At 70.3% G+C, this 22,419-nt stretch carries 26 protein-coding genes; 19 read left to right on the plus strand and 7 right to left on the minus strand.

Annotated elements, in window-relative coordinates; genetic code table 11:
- Positions 1-15 precede the first annotated feature (15 nt).
- Positions 16-729, plus strand: a complete 714-nt coding sequence (locus LZ495_RS40080) for a helix-turn-helix domain-containing protein (protein ID WP_235058162.1) — start codon at positions 16-18, stop codon at positions 727-729.
- A gap of 21 nt (positions 730-750) precedes the next feature.
- Here the strand turns inward: LZ495_RS40080 and LZ495_RS40085 are convergent, their stop codons facing one another.
- The 3 genes from LZ495_RS40085 to LZ495_RS40095 all read right to left on the minus strand — a co-directional run bounded on the left by LZ495_RS40085 (position 751) and on the right by LZ495_RS40095 (position 3,977).
- On the minus strand, positions 751-1,767 hold the full coding sequence (locus tag LZ495_RS40085) for a hypothetical protein (protein ID WP_235058163.1): 1,017 nt from the start codon (positions 1,765-1,767) through the stop codon (positions 751-753).
- Positions 1,760-2,719: a threonine ammonia-lyase gene (locus LZ495_RS40090; protein ID WP_235058164.1), complete on the minus strand. Its 960-nt coding sequence runs from the start codon at positions 2,717-2,719 to the stop codon at positions 1,760-1,762. The genes LZ495_RS40085 and LZ495_RS40090 overlap by 8 nt, the downstream gene beginning before the upstream one ends.
- Before the next feature lie 103 nt (positions 2,720-2,822).
- Positions 2,823-3,977, minus strand: a complete 1,155-nt coding sequence (locus LZ495_RS40095) for an RNA ligase (protein WP_235058165.1) — start codon at positions 3,975-3,977, stop codon at positions 2,823-2,825.
- 285 nt (positions 3,978-4,262) lie between these two features.
- Between LZ495_RS40095 and LZ495_RS40100 the strand changes: the two genes are divergently transcribed.
- The 10 genes from LZ495_RS40100 (at position 4,263) to LZ495_RS40145 (ending at position 12,273) form a co-directional block, all read left to right on the plus strand.
- Positions 4,263-4,730, plus strand: coding sequence for a nitroreductase family deazaflavin-dependent oxidoreductase (locus tag LZ495_RS40100; protein WP_235058166.1), 468 nt, complete (start codon positions 4,263-4,265; stop codon positions 4,728-4,730).
- A 178-nt stretch (positions 4,731-4,908) separates the two neighbouring features.
- Positions 4,909-5,706, plus strand: coding sequence for an enoyl-CoA hydratase/isomerase family protein (locus LZ495_RS40105; protein ID WP_235058167.1), 798 nt, complete (start codon positions 4,909-4,911; stop codon positions 5,704-5,706).
- 27 nt (positions 5,707-5,733) lie between these two features.
- Entirely contained in the window at positions 5,734-6,213 is a 480-nt protein-coding gene (locus LZ495_RS40110; RefSeq protein WP_235058168.1) for a hypothetical protein, read from the plus strand.
- A 213-nt stretch (positions 6,214-6,426) separates the two neighbouring features.
- Positions 6,427-6,588: a hypothetical protein gene (locus LZ495_RS40115; RefSeq protein ID WP_235058169.1), complete on the plus strand. Its 162-nt coding sequence runs from the start codon at positions 6,427-6,429 to the stop codon at positions 6,586-6,588.
- A 96-nt stretch (positions 6,589-6,684) separates the two neighbouring features.
- Complete coding sequence (locus LZ495_RS40120; protein ID WP_235058170.1) at positions 6,685-7,158, plus strand: MarR family winged helix-turn-helix transcriptional regulator; 474 nt, start codon at positions 6,685-6,687, stop codon at positions 7,156-7,158.
- A gap of 157 nt (positions 7,159-7,315) precedes the next feature.
- The gene (locus LZ495_RS40125; RefSeq protein WP_235058171.1) at positions 7,316-7,861 is read left to right on the plus strand and encodes a hypothetical protein; all 546 of its coding nucleotides are present in this window, start codon (positions 7,316-7,318) and stop codon (positions 7,859-7,861) included.
- 184 nt (positions 7,862-8,045) lie between these two features.
- Complete coding sequence (locus tag LZ495_RS40130) at positions 8,046-10,379, plus strand: outer membrane protein assembly factor BamB family protein (protein ID WP_235058172.1); 2,334 nt, start codon at positions 8,046-8,048, stop codon at positions 10,377-10,379.
- 57 nt (positions 10,380-10,436) lie between these two features.
- Entirely contained in the window at positions 10,437-10,820 is a 384-nt protein-coding gene (locus tag LZ495_RS40135) for a DUF4259 domain-containing protein (protein WP_235058173.1), read from the plus strand.
- Between the two features lie 26 nt (positions 10,821-10,846).
- On the plus strand, positions 10,847-11,344 hold the full coding sequence (locus LZ495_RS40140; protein WP_235058174.1) for an aminoacyl-tRNA deacylase: 498 nt from the start codon (positions 10,847-10,849) through the stop codon (positions 11,342-11,344).
- Positions 11,345-11,526: 182 nt separating this feature from the next.
- A complete protein-coding gene (locus LZ495_RS40145) occupies positions 11,527-12,273 on the plus strand; it encodes a tetratricopeptide repeat protein (RefSeq protein WP_235058175.1) in 747 nt (248 codons plus the stop codon).
- Here LZ495_RS40145 and LZ495_RS40150 read toward each other — a convergent pair.
- Positions 12,270-13,100, minus strand: coding sequence for an aminotransferase class IV family protein (locus tag LZ495_RS40150; RefSeq protein ID WP_235058176.1), 831 nt, complete (start codon positions 13,098-13,100; stop codon positions 12,270-12,272). The genes LZ495_RS40145 and LZ495_RS40150 overlap by 4 nt on opposite strands.
- A gap of 360 nt (positions 13,101-13,460) precedes the next feature.
- On the opposite strand from LZ495_RS40150, the gene LZ495_RS40160 reads away from it, so the two are divergent.
- Positions 13,461-14,111 carry a DUF5753 domain-containing protein gene (locus tag LZ495_RS40160; RefSeq protein WP_235058177.1) on the plus strand — a complete coding sequence of 217 codons (651 nt, stop codon included), beginning with the start codon at positions 13,461-13,463 and terminating at the stop codon, positions 14,109-14,111.
- A complete protein-coding gene (locus LZ495_RS40165) occupies positions 14,108-14,422 on the plus strand; it encodes a DUF397 domain-containing protein (protein WP_235058178.1) in 315 nt (104 codons plus the stop codon). Before LZ495_RS40160 ends, LZ495_RS40165 begins: the two co-directional genes overlap by 4 nt.
- Here LZ495_RS40165 and LZ495_RS40170 read toward each other — a convergent pair.
- On the minus strand, positions 14,419-15,006 hold the full coding sequence (locus LZ495_RS40170) for an antibiotic biosynthesis monooxygenase (protein WP_235058179.1): 588 nt from the start codon (positions 15,004-15,006) through the stop codon (positions 14,419-14,421). The two genes, LZ495_RS40165 and LZ495_RS40170, sit on opposite strands and share 4 nt — an antisense overlap.
- 146 nt (positions 15,007-15,152) lie before the next feature.
- On the opposite strand from LZ495_RS40170, the gene LZ495_RS40175 reads away from it, so the two are divergent.
- The gene (locus LZ495_RS40175) at positions 15,153-16,421 is read left to right on the plus strand and encodes a phosphotransferase family protein (RefSeq protein WP_235058180.1); all 1,269 of its coding nucleotides are present in this window, start codon (positions 15,153-15,155) and stop codon (positions 16,419-16,421) included.
- A 180-nt stretch (positions 16,422-16,601) separates the two neighbouring features.
- Here the strand turns inward: LZ495_RS40175 and LZ495_RS40180 are convergent, their stop codons facing one another.
- Positions 16,602-17,408 (minus strand): class I SAM-dependent methyltransferase, encoded by an 807-nt coding sequence (locus tag LZ495_RS40180; protein WP_235058181.1) that lies wholly within the window; start codon positions 17,406-17,408, stop codon positions 16,602-16,604.
- A gap of 482 nt (positions 17,409-17,890) precedes the next feature.
- On the minus strand, positions 17,891-18,091 hold the full coding sequence (locus LZ495_RS40185; protein ID WP_235058182.1) for a DUF397 domain-containing protein: 201 nt from the start codon (positions 18,089-18,091) through the stop codon (positions 17,891-17,893).
- A 331-nt stretch (positions 18,092-18,422) separates the two neighbouring features.
- Between LZ495_RS40185 and LZ495_RS40190 the strand changes: the two genes are divergently transcribed.
- The 5 genes from LZ495_RS40190 to LZ495_RS40210 all read left to right on the plus strand — a co-directional run bounded on the left by LZ495_RS40190 (position 18,423) and on the right by LZ495_RS40210 (position 22,312).
- Complete coding sequence (locus LZ495_RS40190; RefSeq protein WP_235058183.1) at positions 18,423-18,695, plus strand: hypothetical protein; 273 nt, start codon at positions 18,423-18,425, stop codon at positions 18,693-18,695.
- Positions 18,649-19,164 (plus strand): DUF6879 family protein, encoded by a 516-nt coding sequence (locus LZ495_RS40195; RefSeq protein ID WP_235058184.1) that lies wholly within the window; start codon positions 18,649-18,651, stop codon positions 19,162-19,164. The genes LZ495_RS40190 and LZ495_RS40195 overlap by 47 nt, the downstream gene beginning before the upstream one ends.
- Before the next feature lie 13 nt (positions 19,165-19,177).
- Complete coding sequence (locus LZ495_RS40200) at positions 19,178-20,026, plus strand: helix-turn-helix domain-containing protein (protein ID WP_235058185.1); 849 nt, start codon at positions 19,178-19,180, stop codon at positions 20,024-20,026.
- A 1,003-nt stretch (positions 20,027-21,029) separates the two neighbouring features.
- On the plus strand, positions 21,030-21,413 hold the full coding sequence (locus LZ495_RS40205) for a hypothetical protein (RefSeq protein WP_235058186.1): 384 nt from the start codon (positions 21,030-21,032) through the stop codon (positions 21,411-21,413).
- Positions 21,414-21,643: 230 nt separating this feature from the next.
- A complete protein-coding gene (locus LZ495_RS40210; protein WP_235058187.1) occupies positions 21,644-22,312 on the plus strand; it encodes an NB-ARC domain-containing protein in 669 nt (222 codons plus the stop codon).
- The last annotated feature ends 107 nt before the right edge of the window (positions 22,313-22,419 follow it).

Here is a 22,419-nt window from a genome sequence, read left to right on the forward strand (position 1 = left end):
GATTTAATGGCCGACATGCCCCGCAAGCAGCCTGCCGTGCCCGCCGAACCCCCGGACCCCGCGGACTCGGCGGAGGCCGAGGCGGTATCCGGGGCTGCCGTCCCGGGGGCCGCCGCCCCCGAGTCCGCGGGTCCCGGCGCGGCCCGCCTGGCGGCCGCCGATTCGTCGGTGGCGGCCGTGGTGGCCCGCAACGTCCGGGCCCGGCGCACCGAGCGCGGCATGACCCTGGGCGAACTGGCCGAGCGCTCCGGGGTGAGCCGCCGCATGCTGACCCTGATCGAGCAGGGCCAGGCGAACCCGAGTCTGGGCACCGTCGAGCGGATCGGCCGCGCGGTCGGCGCGCATTTCGCGGAGCTGGTCGGCGCGCGCACCGGCCCCGGCCTGTCGCTCGCCGGACCCGCGTCGATGATCACGCTGTGGACGTCGCCGGCCGGCGGCTACGGCCGCATGGCGGTCACCGGCTCGGGTCTGCACCGCACCGAGCTGTGGGACTGGCTGCTCATGCCCGGCGACCGCTACCGCGCGGTCCAGGACCCCGCCGGCACCGAGGAGTTGCTCCTCGTGTCGGACGGGGTCCTGGTGCTGGAGTTCGCCGACGGGCGGCACCCGGTGGCGGCCGGCGCCGCGGCGCGGTTCCCGGCGGACCAGCAGTACGCGTACGTCAACGAGTCGGACCGCCCGGTCCGCTTCGCCCGCAACACCCTTCCGGCGCCGCTGCCCGCCAGCTGACGGCCGGCCGCGGAACCCGGTTCAGGTACGCCGCGCCGCGAGCGCGTCCGCCAGCGCGCTGCCGACCGCGGCGTCCTCGGCGCCGATCCCGGTCAGGTCCGCCACCGTGATCTGCTCGGCCGAGGTCCGCCCGGCCGTGCGTCCCGCGATGACGTCGCCGAGGGCCACCAGCGGCAGCGAGGCCGCGATGCCCGCGGCGGCCGCGTACTGGAGTTCGCCGACCCGAAGGCACTGGGCCACGTCGTCGGCCGCGACGACATCGGCGCGTTCGAGGACCGACAGCGCCAGTTCGCGCTTGCCCTCCATGTCGGCGCCGACCGCCGTGACATGTGCGCCCGGCTTGAGCCAGGCCCCGTGCACGAGCGCCTCGCGCGACGGGGTCGCGGTGACGACCACGTCGGCCTGCCGCACGGCCTCTTCGGCGCTGCCGGCCACCTCGACCGTCCAGTCGTGCAGGAGGCGCATCCGGGCGGCGAACTCCTCGGCACGGCCCCGGTCGAGGCCGTACACGAGCAGCCGGGACGGCTTGCGCACCTGCAGCAGCGCGGCCATCTGCCGGACGCCCTGCACACCCGTGCCGATCACCGCCGCGGTCCCGACGTCCTCGCGGGCGAGCGCGTCGGCGGCGGCGGCACCCGCGGCACCCGTGCGGATGTCGGTCAGGTAGCCGTTGTCCAGGGCGATGACCACGGGGAATCCGGTGGCCGCGTCGGCGATGATGCTCAGCCCCGAACCCGTGGGCAGGCCTTGGTCCTTGTTGCCGTAGAAGCCGGTCGCGAGCTTGGCCGCGTAGTGCGCGGCGCCGTGGATGTGCGCGCCCTTGATGTGCACCTCGCCCTGGCGGTCCGGGATTTCGAGGTGCCAGGGGTCGGGCTGCGAGACCTGCCCGGCGGCCTGCGCGACGAGTGCTTCGCGGGTGACGTGCAGCGCGACGTCCGCGGTGACGAGTGCCTCCACTTCGGCCTGCGACACGACGGTCGGCACGGGGAGGCCGCCGTTCGCGGCAGAAGTCTCGGCGGGGCTGGGCAGTTCAGTCATGGTGCAGAACCTTCGCGTAGGCGTCCGCGGTGATGTTGCGGCCGCTGAGGACGACGGCGAGGCGGCCCCGGTCGGGGGCCGGCACCCGCCCGGCGAGGACCGCGGCCGCGGCGGCCGCCCCTGCGCCTTCGACGACGATGCCGTGGTGCGTGAACAACCACCGCATGGCGTCGTGGACTTCGGACTCGGATACGTGGGTGAGGCGGACCGTGCCGTCGCGCACTCCGGCGCGCAGCACGTCCGGCGTCGGGCAGCCGTCCTCGAGGTTACCGGTCAGCCCGTCGGCGATGCTGTCGCCGATCTCGCAGGGCATGATGCGCCCGGCGTGGACGGCGGTCGACACCGCCCGGGAGGCCTCGACCTCGACGCCGACCACGCGGGCGTCGCCGTGCTCACGGGCCCACAGGGCCAGGCCTGCCGCCAGCCCGCCGCCACCGACCGCGCACACCACGGTCAGCGGCCCCGGCACCTCGGCGGCGATCTCCGTGCCGATGGTGGCCTGCCCGGCGATGACGTCGGGATGGGCGTACGCGGAGACGTAATGCGCGCCGCGCTCGGCGGCGAGCTTGAGGGCATGCCCCTCGGCCTCGTCGAACCCGCTGCCGTGCAGCACCAGTTCGATCGGACTGCCGCGCAGCTTCGCGATCTTGGCGGGAGAGGCGTCGCGCGCCACCACGACGGTGACCTCGCGGCCGGTCGGCCCGGCGGCGTACGCCATGCCGAGAGCGTGGTTGCCCGCACTCGCGGTGACGGCGGAAGCGCCCGGCGGCAGCGCGTCGAGCGCGGCCAGCGCGCCGCGCACCTTGAACGCGCCGACCGGCTGCATGGTCTCCAGCTTGAGCAGCGCACCGGGGGCGAGCCCGGTGGCGATCAGCGGCGTCGGCACGAGATGCCGCGCGACGACCGCGCGGGCACGGGCCAGGTCATAGGGGGCGGAGATGTCGTCGGGCATGCTTCGAGCATTACACCGTTCCCCTAGATGTGCAATATATTGCGCAACTCTACGGTTGGTCCTGCTCTGGCTCAGCCGCGGATCCGGCCTGGCCCGGCCCGGCTCAGCCCGGCTCCACCGGTCGGAACGGCGGACCGACCGGAGGCTTGACCGCCCGCCAGGCCAATACGTCCACCGGCCGGCCGTCGAAGAGCAGGAAGAGCGCGCTCTTGTACTCCTTGTATCGGGGCGCTGCGGCCGCTGCCGCGAAGGACCGGCGGTCGGGCTGCGGTCCGATTTCGGCGTACGCCGCCTGTGCCGCGTCCGTCCAGGCATCGTGTGCGGCCCGCAGGCGCCCCGCGACGCCCAGGATCCAGGTCCGGAACTCGTCGGGCATCCGCTCGAACAACTCGGCCACGTCCCCGCCCGCGGCCAGGACCTCCCAGATCGAGCGCTCGGTGGTGCGCGAGACCGCGGCGTGCAGCCGCACGTAGTCGGCGAGTTTGACCTTCACCCGCACGCCGGAGGCGAAGCGCACCACCCACCCCTCGGCCGACGTCCCGGCCACCGGGGCGCCGTCGATTCCCCGGTCCGCCTTTGCCAGCCGGGCCAGTTCGGCCAGCGAGGCGACCTGGTGCACCCGCACGACCCGGCCGCCCAGTTGCCGCCAGGCCGCCACCCCGTACGGAAGCGGGAGTTCGGTGCCGTCCGCGGCGAATACGGCGATCAGCACCAGGGATTCGGTGCTCCCGTTGTCGACCACGATGCGGTTGCCCGGGTAGACGATCTCCGCGAGGTACGTCACGCCGGGGACCAGCGCCGAGGTGTCGCGGGCATCCAGCCAGTCCTGCGCCCACCGGGCCTGCTCGGAGCGGAACGCGGCCTTGGTCGCGACGTGCCAGCCGCCCGCGTAGTGGAAGACGATGCCGAGACTGCCGTCGACCTTGTCGTACACCTCGAACGCCTCGCCGTCGGGGAGTTCCGGCGCGTAAGGCGAATCAGCTTGGTGCTGCTCGTAGTTGAAGAACTTCGGGAACGCCGTGGCGACCAGCTCGCCGGTGCGGTCGTCGGCCACCAGGCCGCGGCAGCGGCGCGTGACGTCCGTCCAGTGGTTGTCGAACACGCACTGCGGTCCGTACGAGTAGACCGACAGCGGAAGCGAGGGATGCTGCGTGCGGCGCACCCGTCCCGCCGCTATCTCGGCGGCCAAGTCGGCGGCGTCCAGGATCTCGGACAGCAGCGGACGGGCCGGGGCTGGTGGAGCGGGCAGGGCGGACATCCGAAACTCCCGGGTTGGCATCGGCCGGCAGCCCGATTATGCGAGCCCGCACCGCCGCAAGGCGCGCCATTTTCCGCGGGCGCACCGCCTACCCCGGGGCGGCGTCGCGACTACGCATATCGGGTTCTTTAGTCCCGTCCGTCGTGTCCGCCGCGTTCCCAGCGGATAGCGGGCGAACGCCGGGTGGGCATCGGCCACCCGCGGACGTGCCGGCGCCCCGGTTTCGTTGCGGATACCGGGTGTGCGCCGCATAGCGTCGACGGCGTAGAAAGAAAGGACCATTCGATGGACACCAGCCGCAACGCCGAGATGAAGCGCTTCAACGAGGCCCTCATCGCCGAGTTCCGGGCCGCCGGGGGACGCCTGGGCGGGGCGTTCGAAGGGCGCCAGATGCTGCTGCTCACCACCACCGGCCGCCGCTCCGGGATCCCGCGCACCTCGCCGCTGGCCTTCTCGCGCGACGGCGACCGGTACGTCGTGGCCGCCTCGAACCGCGGCGCGGACGACCACCCCTCCTGGTTCCGCAACCTCACCGCGGACCCGGACGCGATCATCGAGATCGGCGGCCGCACCCTCCCGGTCCGGGCCGCCGAGATCACCGACCGCACCGAGCGCACCCGCCTGTACGCGGCGCACAAGGCCCTCGTGCCGTCCTTCGGCGACTACGAGAGCGCGACCGAGCGCACCATCCCCGTCGTGGTCCTCCAGCCGGTCGGCCAGGCGGCCCGCTCGTTCCTCGACGAACTGGGCTGACCCGGCCCGGCCGCCGCGCCCGCCTCAAAGCCCCCGCCGCGCCTGCCCCGCTGTGCCCCCGCTGTGCCCCCACCCTGTTCCCGCCCCTCCGCCCCCGTACCGTGGTCGGCGACGGACCACACCGGACCGGACCCGGCGGCCGCCGGGCCGGTACAACGGCGGAAGGCGGCGGGGCGGCATGGGCGCACGGCAGGTGGACACCGGAGTCGCAGGGCTGGTCCTCGGCGTCGAGGACGGCGTCGCGACGCTGCGCATCGACCGCCCCGAGGCCAAGGGCGCGCTGACCGCCGCGATGTGGGCGGCGATCCCCGGCCTGCTCGCCGGGCTGGCCGCCGACCCGGAGGTCCGCGTCCTGGTGCTGACCGGCACCGGCGGGGTCTTCTCGGCCGGCGCCGACATCCGCGAACTGCAGGGCCACTACGCCACCGCCGAATCCGCCGACGCGTACCACGCCCTGAACTCCGCGGCCGAGCAGGCGCTCGCCGCGTTCCCGAAGGCCGCGATCGCGTTCGTGCAGGGGCCGTGCGTGGGCGGCGGCTGCCAGCTGGCGGTGGCCTGCGACCTCCGCTTCGCGGACGCGACCGCGCGCTTCGGCGTCACACCCGCCAAGCTCGGCATCGTCTACGACGCCGCGTCCACGGCCCGCCTGGCGCGCGTGGTCGGCGTGTCGACGGCCAAGTACCTGCTCTTCTCCGCCGAGCTGATGGACGCTCAGCAGGCCCTGCGGGCCGGGCTCGTCGAGGACGTCTTCGCCCCCGAGGACGCCGAGGCGCGGGTGTACGCACTGGCCCGGACCATCGCCGCGCGCTCCCAGCTCACCGTCCGCGCCGCCAAGGATCTTCTTGCCTCGGACACGGCCGACCCGGACCGGGTGGCCGCCTGGGAGCAGGCCTCGCGCGCCTCGTCCGACGTCCGTGAAGGCCTCGCCGCCTTCACCGAGCGCCGGGCCCCGCACTTCACCTGGGGCACCGCGTAACCGCAGGCGGGGTGGCACCATGCCCGGATGGACATCATCCCGGAGGTCGGAGTCGCATCGGTCAAGCTCGGCGACAAGCGCGCGGACGTGGAGCGCAGGACCGGCGATCCGGTGCACGGCCCGGGCAGGCAGCGGGCCGTCTACCGGACCACGCCGTCCCTGGTCGTGCACTACCACCCGGACGGCACGGTCGAGTTGGTGGAGCTCGGCTACTCCGGCCCGGGCCGCGGGCGCGGGCCGCAGGACGAGGTGTGGTTCGACGGTGTGCAGCTCACGTACCGCTTCCTCGACGAGGTGGTCGCGGAACTGCACGCGAAGGGCTACACGAGTACCGAGTCCGGCATCGGCCACAACTTCCATGCCGGGTTCGCGGTCTGGTCGATGGGCTCGCTGAGCGCGGCCGAGCTGGACCCGGACAACTACACCGAATCCGAGGACGACGAAGACTGGCGCGACGTCGCCGAGGGGGTCTCGGTGGCCCCGTACTCCTACTTCACGGGTGCCTGACCGACGCCGCGCCGCACCGCGACAACTGAAACATGTTCCAGAAAATGCTTGTCGGCGTCATGCTCCTCGGCCATCATTGCTGCGGCCGTCCGCTGGGGCTCGTGCAGGGGCTGTGCGCCGCAATGCGCCGTGGCCGATCGATGGATCGAGCGCGGCCGCACAGGCGTCGGTACCTCGGCGTCCGCCTGGCCGCGGAACCCGAGAGGCGGAACCGTGGGCTTTGTCATCGGCATGGTCATGATCCTGGCGCTCAACCCGGTGTTCGTGCGCCTCGGCAACTACGTGACCAAGCGCTACCAGACCAAGTGGGGCGCGATCGTCGGCCTCGGCGGCGTGGTGGTCACCAGTGGCAGCGCCCTCGTCCTCATGTTCTGAGGCTTCTGCGGATTTCCGAGGGTCCGGAGGCTCCGAAAGCGGCCTCTCCGCCGGATTCGACGGCGCGTCACTTAGTAGCCATGTACAGTATTTGACATGAGCGACAAACCCGAGGGCCCCACGCCCGGATTCCTGGTGTGGCGGCTGTCGATGAAGTGGCGGGTGGCCGTCGACCGCGCGCTGGCCCCGCTGGGCCTCACGCACGCCCAGTACTCCCTGCTCGGCTCGCTGTCCGGGATGGCCCGCGAGGGCCGGGCGCCGAACCAGCGCGAGCTGGCCGACCACTCCGGCCTGGAGGCGCTGTACGTCTCCAAACTCGCCCGCACGCTGGAGGCCGACGGCCTCATCGAGCGCACCCGCGACCCCAAGGACACCCGCGCGGTACGCCTGGCCCTGAGCGACCGCGGGCGCGAGGTGACGGCGGCGGCGATCGTCGTCGTGCACGAGCTCATAGACCGCCTCATGGAGCCGCTCGGCGGGCTGGCCGGCGAGGGCACCGCGTCGCTGAAGCGCGACCTCGGCCTGCTGCTCGACGTCCCGCTCGACGCGCCGACCGAAGCAGGGGCCTGACCCGGCCCGACGCGTCGACCTCGACCGCGGCCCCACGGCCGAGGCCGGATCACACCCGCGGGCATTCTGCTCATTTCCGTTCGAACCATGTCGATTCAGTGCGTCCAAAAGCCCTGATCCGAGCGGGACTTGACCGTCCCTGCAACAATCACCGGCCATGACGAGGATGACCCCGGCAATAGCAGCCCTGTCCGGAGCAGGTATCGGCTCGGTGGCCACCATCCTGGGAGTGTGGGTGTCCCAGGCGTTCAGCGGCCGCCGCGAGCGTGCGCACCGGACCTGGGACCGCCGCGCCGCCGCGTACGAGGACATCCTCATCGCCATGGCCAAGCTGCGCGGCGAGCGCAAGGAGGCGACCAGCACGGGCCAGCTGCGGCTGGCCAGGCTGGCCAACCCCGACTCCGAGGACGGCGCCCGCCTTGCCGCGCAGGCCAACCTGTACGGCTCGCCCGAACTGCGCAAGGTCCAGGAAGCGGCATTCGCGGCGCTCACCAAGTGGCTGATGGCCCTGATGGCCTGGCGGTCGTACCACGACACCTACTCGTCGCTGCCCGACACGCCTCCGCACCGCGGCACCGACGCGCTCTGGGACTCGGTCCTCGAAGCCGGAGCCGAGGCCGACAAGGCCGACCTGGCCCTCACCGCGCAGGTCCGCAAGGAGGCCCTCGGCGAACGCCCCCGCCGCTTCTGGCGGGGAAACTAGTCGTCCGCGGCCGCAGTAGCGCACGCTTGCAAGCTCCCCGAACGCTGACCGAGTCGAGGAGACGACCGTGTCGTCGCGGCAGACTGCAGAGCCTTTCCCGGTCGCACCCGAGTGGCGTTCCGGTGGTCGGGTGGGTACGTCCAACACCCACAGAGCTTTGGGCAGTTGGTGCATTCCCGGCACGGTGGCACGGGCTTCCCGGAAGTCGGTGTACGGCTTCTCGACCAAGACCGGGCTACCGCATTGGCACTGGCCGATTCCCGGGCGAGGCGACCTGATCGCGCTCAGCAGCGGTGTCGCCGACGGGGTCGGCCTCATTCTGTGCGGCACGGCAGGGCCCTCGCAGCACGGCCGCGTCACCGCGACCGCCCTCGACGTCCGCAGCGGCGAAGTCCGCTGGTCCCGGCGCCTCGAAGCCCAGGCGGGCCAGGGGCGCGGTGCGCTGCCCGAGGTGCCCGCCGCTGCGGTGGTGCCGGGCAGAGCCGTGCTGCTCTACGGGCGACGGCTGGAGGCCTGCGACCTGCGGACCGGAAAACCGGTGTGGTCCAGGCGGATCGGCGGCACGGCAGAGCCTCCCGCACGGGGCCGGCTCGCAGTCTCCGGCGGCGCCGTCGTGCACGTCTCGGTGGACGGCGGCCGCGCCACCGTGTCCCGGATCGGCGCCGCGGAGGGCACCGTCGCCTGGGAGTCCGACCTGCCCTTCCACGGTGAGGTCGGCGGCGTGCGGGTGCTGCACGAGGATCCGCTGGTGCTCCTCGCCGAGGGCACCGGGAGAACCGGGCGAGGCCGGGCCTTGTTCGCGTACGACGAGGAATCCGGGGAGGTCGTGGGCCGAGCCGCCCTCGAATCCCTCGGCGACAGCGTCGCGTACAGCGGCTTCGGTATCGGCGGGGACCGGCCGCTGACCGCCACCGGCGAAGTCCTCGTCGCGCGGACGCGCGTCCCGGGACAAGCCGAGGACCATCTGACCGCCTTCGGCAGTCTCGGCGGCGACGTCCGCTGGCGGTGGCGGTCGCAGGGACTCATCACCGGGCTGACCCGCAGCGCGGGGACGATCGCCGTCGTGAGCAGGAAGTCCGGAGCCCAGGTCGTCGTCCACCTCTTGAACGAGGCCGACGGGTGCGTGGCGGCCGCCTACGAACTGGATGCCCCGCAGGCCGGCGAGCGCGGCCGCGTCCATCTCGAAGGCGACCGGCTGATCCGGGTCTCGTATCTCGGCGAGAACGACCGCGACGAACTCCAGGCCTTCCGCCTCTGCGAGAACGAGGCTCCGAGCGCCGTGACAGTGCCGGAGGAGACCCCACCGCAGCCGAAGGCGAGGGTGCGCGGCGCGTTCCTCCTCGGTCTGCCGCACACCTTGGCGGAATCCTGGTCCGTCACCGGGCGCAGCGGTACCGACCTTGATGCAGTGGGCAGTTGGTGCGGCGCCGAAGTGGTCGTCCGCGGGACGAAGGACGTCCTCCACGCGTTCTCGACCGACACTGGAGAGATGGTGTGGTGGCGGCCCGCACCCGAAGGCGGTGTCGTCGTCGGCATGAGCGGTCGGGCCGAGGACGGAATCGGACTGGCCCTGATGTCGGACGACGACGGCACCCGCCTCGATCGGCTCACATTTCGCGCCATCGACGTGCGGACGGGTGACGTGCGGTGGTCGTCCACCCTCGGCTTCGGACCGCGGGACGTGCCGCACAGGGGCGGACCCGCCGGGCTGATCACCGCCCTTCCGGGCCGGGCCGTGACCCTGGACGGGACCCGCCTGACGGCCCGCGACCTGCGCACTGGTGAAGTGATGTGGGAGCACCCCCTCGACGCCCACGACATGGCCTCGTCCGCGCACACTCGCCTTGCCGCGGACGGCAGCGACGTCGTGCGGGTGGCGGTCCACGAGGGCCGCGTGACCGCACGCCGGTTCACGGGCGCGGAGGGGACGGCCGGGGAGCCGGTCGACGTCGCTTATGCCGGGCGTGCTGCCGGCGTCCGCGTGATCCACCACGCCCCTCTGACGCTGCTGGTGACGGGAGCGAGGCCGAGCCGGCCGGAGCCCGTGATCGTGGTGTTCGACGCCAGGGGAGGGGTGGCCAACCGCGTCCCCGTCGCCGCCATCCACGCCCAAGGCCTGCTCGCGGACACCGGGTTCGGGGCCGACAGCCGCGTGGTCGCGACGGAGGACGCACTCATCCTCAGGACGTACTCGAAGAGGTCAGGGCGAATGAGCCTGACCGCCGTCCCCCGGTACGGCGGATCGCCGCTGTGGAGCCGGGCGTTCGACGCGGACATCGGCGGTGTGCTGAGCGTCGACGACTGCATCGTCGCCATCGTGCCCGACCGGAAGGGCGCGCCGTTCACGCACCTGCGTGTCCTGGACCCGCTGACGGGAGACACTCTGGGAGGTCGCGGAGTCGCCGACCGCGAATTCGGCCTCAAGGGTCGATTCCATCGCGACGAAGACCGCGTGATCCGGATCTCCGCCCGCGAGGACCTGCGGGCGAAGTCGATCCAGATGGTCCGGTTGCGCTGATCGGCCGCAGTACCCCGTCCACACAGACACACACCCGGAAGAAGGAGCACGACCGCCATGGGCACATGGGGCAGCGGGAACTTCGACAGCGACACTGCGGCCGACCACTTGTCGGAGATCACCGCGCGGCTGATATCCGAGGTCGCCGCCGCGATGGACGGCGACCCGGTCGAGATCGAGCCCGACGAATACTGGGGCGTCGCCGTCCCGTGCAACCTCGAACTCCTCCTTCTCCTCTCCCGCCAGGGCTACGTCGGAGCAGGGCTCCCCGACCCCGGCGTGGTGGCCGACTGGAAGACGAAGTTCATGGCCGTCTGGGAGGAGTCCATCGACGGCCTCGAACCCGCCCCGGGGCACAAGGACGCGCGCCGCGCGGTCCTCGCCCGCACCTTCGACGAATTGGCCCAAGCCTGCGCGGCCCAAGTGGACGATGCCTCGTAGCACCCGCCCCGGCTAGCCTCGACCGGGTGAACGCACCTGCTCCTGCCAGTCCGTCCGAGCTCCTCACCGCCCTCGGAACCGCCCACCGGCTGCACGAACACCCCGGCGTGACAACGCCGGTCGAGGTGTGTGCGGTGCTCGGCGTACCGCTGTCGGAGACCGTCAAGACGCTGGCGTTCGTGCTCCCCGACGACCGCCTCCTCCTGGCCGCGATGCCCGGCCACGCACGGGTCCGGTACGGCCCGCTGGCCCGCGCGGCCGGCGTACGCCGCCCGGACCTGACCCCGGCCGATGCCGCACGCCTCGCCCGCGCGGGACTGCAGCCGGGCGGCGTCAGCCCGGTGGTCGACGAGCCGGACGCCGTCGTGGTGTTCGACGAGTCCGTCCTCGGCATGGGCCGCATCCACTGCGGCGGCGGCCGCGCCGACACGAGCATCGAGATCCGGTCTGCGGACCTGATCGCCGCAGTCGCCAAGGCCACCACCGCGCAGATCGCCGAACTCCCGGACGCCTCCGCCGACTAGAGCAGGCGGAAGCGCGATCGCCGGCCGCTGATCTCCCTCTCCGGGCTGCCCCTTGATGCCTGCGGCTGTTCGTGATCATCTGGGGCGGGTCGGTGCCCGATGTCCGCACAGCAGCAATGCGGCAGCCATCCGGTGGTCGCGGCGCCGCGCGGCATCGCCACGTCGGCAGCAGGGGGGGTCCCATGAGCGACCAGGTCGTGTTCGTCAGCGACACCGGGCAGGCACTCACCGTCGGTGATCTCGACAAGCCCGTGGAGGGCCTCCCGAGTTGGCGGGTACTGGTCGAGGCGCAGCGGCTCCACCAGGAAGGCCGGGCCGCCGGAAGCAAGAACGAACTCGCCCGCGCGCTCGAGTGCTTCGAGCAGGCGTACAACCTGTCCCCGGAGTGGCCGTACCCGCGGTACGACGCCGCGTTCACGGTGCTGCTGCTCGACGACCCGGTGCGCGCCGCGCAGCTGTACGAGGAGGTCGACCGGCTCTGCCCCGGCGGGTTCTACACCTGCAAGACCACCCTCGCCATGCTCCGCCGGGAGCTGGCCGGTGAGTTCTTCCCAGGTTTCGCCAAGGCGTTCATGCAACTGGAGTGGATCACCGACGCCGACCACAAGGCCGGGATGCTGGCGGGCATCGTCGAAAAATACCCGGACTTCGCCCCCGGATGGAAAGAGCTCGCCGCGCTGCTCCGCGACCCAGAGCAGCGCCTCTACGCCCTCTACCGGGGGCTGAAGGCCGACCCCGACCCCGAGACCAAGGGCATGCTGGCCGCCAACCTCGGCTTGGCTCTCGCCCAGCGGGGCGAACGCGACGCTGCGGTCCGCGTGCTCGCCGAGCTGATCCTCGACCCGAACCGCAGCATGGCCGGCGAACTGCACGCCAAGAACGCGCTCAAGCAGGTCCTCGGGATCGGGGGCACGCCGGACGCGTCTTAAGGCGCCTCGGCCGGTTCGCTGCGGAACGCGTCGTGCAGGGTGCGCATGAACGCGGGCGCCGCGGGGATGGCGGTGCCCCCGATGCGGTGCACCGCGATGCCGGGCGTCCAGGAGTTGACGACCGCCGCACCGGCCAGGCCCGGCAGATCCGCGGGGCTCAGCACCGCGTCGCGCTGCGGTACGCCGAGGGCGGCGAGGCGGCGCCGCAGGATCTGCAGCGTGGTGCCTTGCAGGATCGGCGCCTTCGGCCAGACGACCGCGGTGCCGTCCCAGAAGACGAGGTTCCAGATTGACGCCTCGCTGAGGTTGCCGCTGCTGTCGAGGAAGGCCGCATCGTCGAACCCTTCGGCGACGGCGCGGCGCTTGTAGTGGGTCTTGGCGACCTCGCCGACGTGCTTGATGTGCGGGAGGACGCGCTCGTACGCCACGAGCGAGAGCGCGAGCGGCCCTTCGGGCCCGTCCGAGGGCGGCCCGATGCGGACCAGGACGCGCAGGCCGGCGCCGTCGTCGGCGACGAACTCGCCGGAGGGCTCGTAGACCACCGCGGTCAGCGATACGTCCTGCGGTGCGCCGGCGAGCGCGGTACGCAGGTACCCGACGATGCGCTCGTCGGGCAGGGCCCGCCCGTACATCTCCTCCGAGCCGTTGCGCAGCCGGGCCAGGTGCAGGTCCAGGCCGCGTATGCCGCCGCCGCGGACCTGCATCGCGGTGAAGTGCGCGTGTCCGGCGAATGCGAGGGGCGCCAGGTCCGCGGCTTCGGCAGGGCGTCCGTCCACCTGGACGACGGGGACGAACGGCGGCGTGGCGGGGGCGGCGGGGGCGGACATGGTGTGGTCCCTCCGGGCTGAATGATCGATTCCCTATTCGTGTGCGGCCCAACGGCCCTCTGTTGCAACCTATTCCGACCGTGGTGATCGTCGGATTCGTCCTCGCCATACGGCGAAGGGCCGCGCCGCAGCCACGCATCCTCGCCACTGCTCAGGGTCTTGTCAGCCACCCGCCGATGCTCCCAGTCACATGCAGGAGAGTTCGCACCAGACCGACTTGCGATCGGGGGAGCGAGTGAAACCCCAACGGGTGGCGAGGTGTTCGACCAGGCGCAGGCCGCGGCCCGAGAGACGGTCCGGTGCCGGATCGCCGGGGACAGGTAAGCCAGGCCCGGTGTCGAACGGAAGCCGCAGTTGGACATGTCGGAACGCCTCGACGCGGTGCTGCGGACCGACGGCTTGTTGAAGCGCCTGTGCAAGTTGGCGAACCGTTCGCGGCATGCGGAGTATTTCGAGGAAGCCGCCGATTTGGAGGGGCGGGCGAAGTCGATCCATGAGTTCGCGCCTGCGCTGATCCCAGGCCTGCTTCAGACTGAGGCCTACGCACGAGCCGTGATCCTCGCAGCGCAGCCGACCCTCCCCGAAGCGGAACTGCGCGAGTTGGTGACCGCCCGACTCGAACGATCTCGTCTGCTTGACGACCCAACAGGGGTGTTGTTGTGGGTTGTCCTGGACGAAAATGTTCTCAGGCGACCGATTGGCGGTAGGAAGGTCATGGCCGAGCAGCTGCAGCACGTCGCGGACATGGTCAGAACGCGGCGAATCGTCATGCAGGTGCTGCCGTACGAGGCCGGCGCTCATTCGATGTTGGGCAGCATGATCTCGATCATGCGGTTCGACGATGCGCCCCCTGTGGCCTATCTGGAGGGCGTCCATGCAGGGCAACTGCTCGACGATCCCGTGGTCTTGGAGAAGTGCCAGCTGTCCTACGATCTCGTGCGAGCGGCGGCCCTGTCGCCTGAGGCATCACTGGCGTTGCTTGAATCAGTTTGCGAGGAGTACTCGACGTGACTAAGCAGCATGGATTCGCGCCCGTCGGTTGGCGCAAGTCGTCGTATAGCAACGGAACAGGCGGCAGCTGCGTTGAGGTGGCTCAGTCATGGCGCAAGTCGTCGTACAGCGGCGGCAGCGGCGGAAACTGCGTTGAGGTCGCTGGCGCCTGGCGCAAGTCCTCCCATAGCGGTGGCAACGGGGGGAGCTGCCTCGAAGTCGCCGACGGGAACCTCCCTCTGGTCCCCGTCCGCGACTCGAAGGACGTGGCCCGCGGGTTCATCCTCATTCCGGCGGGCTCGTGGGCTGAGCTCGCCAAGGCGCTGTCCTAGCTCTTCCGCGGCTTCGTCAGCCAAGGGCGCAGCAGCTTCTGGATGAGCGGCAGCGCGGCGTACGTCATCAGCGCGACCATCACGATCGACACCAGCACCGGCCGTACCGCTCCCGGGATCCACTTCAGGTGCGGCACCACCAGCAGATTCATCACGGTAAGCAGCGGGAAGAGCCCGAGCCACACCGATATCGCCGCCTTCCACCGCGGCGGTACGCCGGGCTTCGGCTTGCCGCCCGCGTCGGCCGGCGGCGGCAGGGTGAGCCACAGATCGCTGCCCGGATCGTCCGAGATCACATGCGGCTGCTCGTTGCTGTGCCGGTCGGCCTCCGCGAGGAGCTCCGCTCGGCGGTGGCTGTTCATCCACGCGTCCTGCGTCGGCTCGTCCACGAAGTGGAAGATCACCAGGTAGCGTCCGCCGGTCTCCTCCGACGGGCGGATGAGCGTCGCCCCGTCGTGCCCGTCGAACTCCCGGGCCGCAGCCGTCAGCGCTTCCAGTGCATGCTCGAAGTCGGCTTCGGCTCCGGGTCTCGCGTACCGCGCGACGACTAGCGTCGTCGACCTCCGTACGGTCTCTTGTGTCATGGCCGCCCCTCCCCAGGTGCGTATCGGCCGGAGTGCTTCCGGATCACTGCAAGTCGGACGAGCGGGTGATCATTCCCCGGTATTAGTTGCACCATTGGCGCAACCATGCTTGCTGGCCCGACACACACCGGGAGGGAGACAGGCGCGTGGGTGAGGACCTGATTCGTACGTGGCTGACGGACCACATAGGCCCCGTGAAGAGCCTCGAACGCCAGGCGCGCTGGCGTCCCGTCTGGTTCGCGGACGTCGAGCGCGACGGCGAGCCGCTCGGCCTCTGCGTCCGCGGTGACCGCACCGACTATCCGGGGATCTATCCACTCGAACACGAGATGCTCGTCCAGCGCCTGCTGCACGAGCGCGGTATCCGCGTACCGGCTGTGCACGGCTGGATCGACGAGCCCCGGGCGTTCGTCATCGACCGGGTCGGGGGCCGTCCCGACTTCGACGGCTGCACCGCCGAGCAGCGCGACGCGGTCATGGACGACTACATCGCGACCCTCGCCGAGATCCACGCCCTCGACCCCGCCCCCTTCGCCGCAGCGGGCGTACGGCGCGACGGCATGGGGGAGTACGAACGCTGGTACCGGTCCTCCAAGAAGCGGCCTGACCCGTTCCTGGAGTTCTGCCTCGGATGGCTGGCCCGCCACCCGCTCGACACGCGCGGGCGCGAGTCGCTCGTCGTCTGGGACTCCGGCCAGTTCCACCACGACGACCAGCGCATCACCGCGGTCCTCGACCTCGAACTCGCCCACATCGGCGACCCGTTGATGGACCTCGCGGCGTTCCGGATGCGCGACAGCATCATGGGCTACGGCGACTTCCGCCGGATGTACGCCAAGTACGAGGAGATCACCGGCACAACAGTCGACCTGGCCGCACTCCAGCACCACCACTTCGCGTTCACGCTCTCCAACCAGCTCGCGTTCCACTCCGCGCTGGCCGATCCGCCGCCCGGGTCGGACTACATGACGAACCTTCAGTGGTGCCACGAGACCAACCTGTTCGCGGTCGAGGCCCTCGCGGAGTTCCTCGGGATCACGCTCGAACCCGTCGACCTGCCGGACGCCGAGGTGTCGCCGGCCGCCGTCCCGGGCCGCCACTTGGTGAACTCGCTCCGCTCTGGCGACTACGAACAGCGGCGCCTCTTCCGCCTCGCCCGGCACCTGCAGCGCTTCGACGAAATCGGTCGCGCCTGCGCCGAGGCTGATCTCGACGACTTGGCAGACCTCCTCGGCACACGCCCCCGTACATGGCAGGAAGGGGACGCTGCCCTGGAGGAGTTCGTACGCTTCGACAACGGCAAGTCGGACCACGCACTCGTCCCACTTTTCCACCGCCGCCTATGGCGAGCCCACCAACTCCTCGGCCCGGCCGGCTCCGCAATGACGAAGCACCACACACTCCAGCCTTGGTGAAGGGGGACACCCGCCACCAAAGCCCACGGCGAACGCGGTGCCCGGGCGAGGGTCCGCGCTGCACCGCTGCCCGCCGTCGGCACCAGGACGAACGTTGCCTGATGAGCGCTGCAAGTCGCACCTGCGACGCCCCGTCGCACTCGACTCATGCCGCCCATCCTTGGCAGGGACGCTCTACGTTCAGGCCGCCGCGCGGAAGACGTACGCCGTCATCGGGGCGGTGACCGGCCCTGGTCCCAGCCGGGCTGTCATCTCCTCAATGACGGTGGCCCGGACAGCCGGTCCGCCGCCGCGCTCCTCGACGGCCTTGCGCACCGGCGTTCCGGTGAGGTACCCGGTGGCCAGGTCGGCGGTCGACACAGCCCGGCCCTGAAGCGTCAGCTCTTGTGCGTCCTCGACGGTGAACCCGGCGGCCGCTAGGTCGGCGGCCACGACAGCGGGGTCGGAGTAGCCGTGCGGGACCGTCGGGAAGAACCGTGGCGGGTCGACCGGAAAGGCCCGCTCCAGCCCGGCCTGCAGCGCAGCCTCGAAGGCGTGCGTCTCGAGCGGGCCCCAGGTGTTGAACAGGAATCGGCCTCCCGGGGCCAGCACCCGGCGGACCTCGGTGAAGGCCTCGATGCGGTCGGGGAAGAACATCACCCCGAACTGGCAGACCACCAGGTCGAAGCCTTGGTCCGGGAACGGCAGCCGCTGCGCATCGGCCTGCCGCCACACCGCGCCCGGGGCCCGGGCGGACCCGAGAGCGACCATGGCCTCGTTCAGGTCGGTAGCTGTCACCGCGGCCGAGGGTGCCGCTGCAAGCAGACGTGACGTCAACACGCCCGTCCCAGCGGCAAGTTCGAGGACTTTCTCAGGGTGAAGTGCCGCCGCTCGGGCGCTCAGATCCTCGGCGAAGGGCCGGAAGACCACCGGCACGAGGTACTGCTCATAGGCCGCCGGCATGGACTCGAACCACGCCTGGTCGGCATTGATGCCTGGCACCCTCATGACGGTAGCGCCATGCCAGGACGCCCCCTCCGCGCCGCGCCGCGATGGACAATGAAGCCAGCCCACCCGACAAAGTGGCAGGGCAAACGTTCTCTGACGCGGCACTAGGCGGATCCATGGCTGCCTTCGTGCTCTCGGTCGTCGCCATCGTGCTGACGTCCCGGGCTTGATCCACCGGGATTGCCGACCACGCCGCCCAGCGTTGTGTGGCCCTTTCGACTGCAGAGCGCAGATCGATCCCCACGTCGTCGCGCTCTGGCGGAGCCGTTCATGCGGTCAACGGTCAGGGTCGCGTGGTCGGTAGTCGCGCCACGGTCCCGGGCTTGTGCGGGAGGGCGGCAAGATCACATGTGGTCCCGGCTTGGTCGTCCCCGTGAACGCCGCACAGGTGAAGCACCACAGCGACGTCGGCCATTCCGGGTCGGCTGTCAAGGCTCCGCCGCAGGCCCGGCACACGTCCATGCCACCCTCCCGAGGGACGGCTATGCCGTCGTGTCGAACTCGCCGCTCTTTGCCGCAGCGATGAACACCCGCCAGCGTTCCGGCGTCGTCAAGACGACGGTATCGGGGCTCTCGCCTTCGCGGAACGCGACAACTCCGGGCACGTTGGTGGCAACCTCGATGCAGTTGCCGACCTTCTGGTCATGGCATGCCGACGCCGTGACGAACTCGAATTTGGACACCTTGCCTCCTTATACAGCTCTGCGAAGATCCAGTACTTGTGTCAGCCGTTGCCTGGTCGGATTCTCTCCCGGCGCTGACGACCGGCCTGGTGGCCAACAGGCCGGCAATGGCTCTCACGTGGGTCGGTCGGCATGCAACGCCCCACGTCTTTGCGCCTCCTGGCCGGACACAGGCGGTGTCGATGACTGTAGAGAGTCGGAACGATGCTCTCCTACGAACTTGCACGGAATTGCACACCAAATCCTTTTGCCGATAGTGCTATTGACGGACTCAATGCCGCTCGCCGACGCTTGTGCCAGTCCGAGCACACAGTTGGATCAGGAGGCAGCCGTGGCCGTAGAGTTCGTGGGAATCGACCCCGACACCGACCGGGACCACTGCCCCACGGTGTGGACGGATGCGGAAGCGCTGGAGATCCTGTTCCAGGGGTGGAAGCCGAGTCCTGAGACTTGGGCGGCGTGCGAGGCGACCAGTCCGGCGAATGGCCCCGTGCCGGATGACGAGGTCATCCTCAGGCTTCCCGCCCGGATGATTCCGAAGATCAGGGAGGCATGTGATGCCCTCGAGCGTGCCCAGCTTCGCCGAGCTGCTCCGCCGGTGTGAACACGCCGCCGTACATCTTGAGTTGCGAGACTGGTACGCGCCCACTGACCGATTCGAGGCATGGCAGCGCGGCGACCGGATCGACTGGGACGACCGCGAGTCGTGGTGGCATCCGTACGACCAGATGATCACCGACGCCGTGGCCCGCGGCGTGGTCATTCGTCGGGCCCGTGTCATCTCGGAGCCGGTGTCGGACTACATCCGCTGGGAACACTACGTCACACACGCCAATATCACCGCCGGCGAAGACGTCCGATGGCTGCCACGTCGGCAGGCCACCGCCATCGCCCTGCCAGGGAACGACTTCTGGCTGTTCGATGGAGCCCTGCTGAGGGTTCACCATTTCTCCGGCGACGGCGTGGTGATCGAGGATGAGATCACTGCGGACCCGAATGCTGTGAAATTGTGCGCGGCGGCGTTCGAAACGGTCTGGGAACTGGCGATTCCGCACCACCTGTACGAGATCTGACGAGGCTTTCCCGGTGCCGTTGTACGCAGCCTCGCGCGTTCAGAAAGCACGTGAAGAACTTGCAGGTCGTCTGCGAGAAATCCGAAAGGATGCGGGCATCACCGCTCGGGAGTTGGCGGTCCGATGCCAATGGTCGGAGTCGAAGTCGTCGAGGATCGAGAACGCGAAGACCCCACCGTCCGATGCAGACATCAGAGCGTGGTGCCGGGCGTGCGGCGCTGGTGATCAGGCGCCCGACCTCCTCGCAGCGAACCGCCAGTCCGCAGACGCCCATGTGCAGTGGAGGCGGCTCCAACGGACCGGTCTGCGCCGGCTGCAGGAGTCCGCCGGCGACGTCTACCAGCAGACCAACGCGTTCCGGGTCTATGTGTCCGACGTGATCCCCGGCTTTCTGCAGACACCCGGCTACGCCGCGGCGCTGCTGTCCGCCATTGCGAACTTCCGCGGCACGCCGGACGACGTGAGCGATGCCGTAGCGGCCCGTATGCATCGCAACCGCGTACTCGACAACGGTGGGCGCCGCTTCTCGTTCGTCATCGAAGAGTCGGTCCTGCGCTACCGGCTGTGCAGCACCGAGGCCTTGGCGGGGCAACTCGGCCATCTGCGTGCCGTCATGGACCTCCATAACGTCGCAGTGGGCATCATCCCGTTCGCTGCGCAGCGGGACGTGTGGCCCATGCCGACCTTCACCATCTTCGATGAGACCAGAGTGCACGCCGACACATTGGCTGCCGCTTCCACGCTCACACAGCCGAGCCAAGTCGAGCTGTACGCACGCGCCTTCGCTCGGCTCTCCAGCGCAGCTGTGCGCGGCGCCGCGGCGCGTTCGCTGATTACTGCCGCTTTGGCGTCGCTCGACTGAAATCGGTCGCGACCGGTCGCTGCCGTGTCATCAATCTGCCGAGAAGCACAGCACAGAACGCGAGAGGACCCACGAGTTGCCCGCGCCTTCAGGCGGAGCGGCTCTCCCGGTCCAAACACCATGCGCATGGCGGCAACCGCCGAGACATTGCTTCGGGAGCTCAGCTGATCGCGGCTGCTCTGGCCTTGCTCGACTGAAATTGGCTATGGGCTGGAGTACGCGCAGTCCGTACCTGCACCGTCCGACTCACGGAACGGACTTGCTGACGTCGACGGGCGCCGGCGGACCCGATGCAAGACGGAAACAACTGGCGCGCCCGATGCCGTGGGCGGCAGGATGCCAACATGGACAACCACCGAAAGGACCATGCCGCGTAGGACGCATCGCGCGATGCGCGATCAACTTCGCGTACACCCGCGCGCCCATGAACGCTTCGGTGGACTGTCGCCGACCGTGCTGGACCATATCGCGCGAGTCGAGGACCATCCCGGCGCAACTGCGCGGGACCTGCGTGAATGGCGTGCCATCGCACGCCAGCCCCAGGTCGTCTTTCCCACGTGGACGGATGATCCCTACTGCCGTATCTGCGGGTACTACGGCCATCCGTCCTTCTGTCGCGATGCGCTCGAAGAAGTCATGGCGGCATTGCCGGCATTCGCTGCGAGACGGCTCAGGGTGGTTGTCCAACCGATCGACGACGCCGTGCGTGCACGTGCCTGGATGGGCTCACCCAGGTGGCCCGGGGCAGGGTGGTGGCATCGATGCGTCCGCCCACTCAGCCCAGACGCCCTGCGTGGTCTCAGCTTGGACGGCATGATTCGCGCCGTGCCGTCCAAAACCCCTGCTCTCGACTAGGCCGTGTTGAACGCCCGAGTGAGCTCTTCTCGAAGGCAGACCCACGCCCCTCGCGGGCCATCCTGAAGGCCCGCGTCTCTCCTGGCCAGGCTGTGACTGCGTTGCGGTTGGCCGGACTTGATCATGTCTGCGGTTGGACGATGGGGTCATGACGGGTTCGCGTAAAGCGCTGTTGGTGGCCATAGCGGTCGTGGGCGTGGCGGCTGGGGTGGGGCTGGTGGTGTTGGTGGTGGTCGCTGACCTTGCGACGGCGGCTGCGGCGGGCAGTGTCGTCGGGGCGGTGGCGGGTATTGCGGCGGCGTGTGCGTCGCTGTGGGCGCTGCTCGCTGCGACTCCGCCGCCACCTGTGGTGTCGGTGTCCGCGTCGGGAGGGTCGAATGCGGCCGGTGGGGACATGCACAATGCTCGGGCCAGATACACCGGCCCGAGCACGGGGCCTGCTCCGGCACCGGGCCCGGGTGTGTCCGCGACCGAGGGTTCGAATGCGGCGGGCGGCAACATGCACGACCCGACCGCCCAGCACGGCCCGTGATTTGGCAGCGCCGCGGAAGGCGGCCCGACGAGACGACTCCCACCACTGAGTCCGTCCCTGCGAACGGCGAGGAGACCTCGCCGTTCATCTTGGCGTCCCAGGGGTCCAACGCTGCCGGGCGAGACCAGTACAACCCGGTTGCCGTCCACGTTGAGGTCGCACTCCCTGCGGAGGCGAACGCGCCGATCCCGGATGACGCCGCGGCTCGCGGCATATCGAACATCCCACGAATGGAGTTGTTCGTCGGCCGCGGTGGCGACCTGGAGAAGCTGTCCGCGGCGTTCGCGAACACTGGCGAAGTGGTCGTCCAGGCGGTGCACGGCCTGGGCGGGGTCGGCAAGTCCGCTCTGGCTGCGCACTGGGCGGCCAAGCAGTCCGAGTCGGTGCGGTGGTGGATCACCGCCGACACCCCGGCGGCCGTCAACGCCGGCACCGCTGCGCTGGCACGCGCCCTGCAGCCCGGTCTCTCTGCCCTGCCCACCGAACTGCAGACGGAACGCGCCGTCGCTTGGCTGGCCGGCCACACCGGATGGCTCCTCGTCCTCGACAACGTCGAGGACCCTGCCCACATCCGCCCGCTGCTGGACCGTGTCCCCGGCGGCCGAGCGTTGGTCACCACCCGCCGCGCCACAGGCTGGCATCACGACGCCGCCACCCTGCGCCTGGACACCCTCGAACCTGCGGACGCGGTTGCGCTGTTCCATCGGATCCTCACCCAGCATGGGCCCCGCGCCACCGAGGGCTCGGACGCGGTATGCGCGGAACTGGGGCACCTGGCGCTGGCGGTGGAGCAGGCCGCCGCCTTCTGCGCCGAGACCGGCACCACCCCAGCCGCATACCTCGACATGCTCGCCAAGTGGCCCGCCACGATGTTCGCCGCTGCGCTTGCTCCGCTTTGACGGACACCGTCGTTGTGTTGTTCAGGCGGCTGTGAGGGCGGTTTCGTATTCGACGGGTGTGCGGTAGCCGAGGCTGCTGTGGAGCCTGCGGATGTTGTACCAGGCCT

The sequence above is a fragment of the Yinghuangia soli genome (genome assembly GCF_021502675.1).
Taxonomy (GTDB): domain Bacteria; phylum Actinomycetota; class Actinomycetes; order Streptomycetales; family Streptomycetaceae; genus Yinghuangia; species Yinghuangia soli.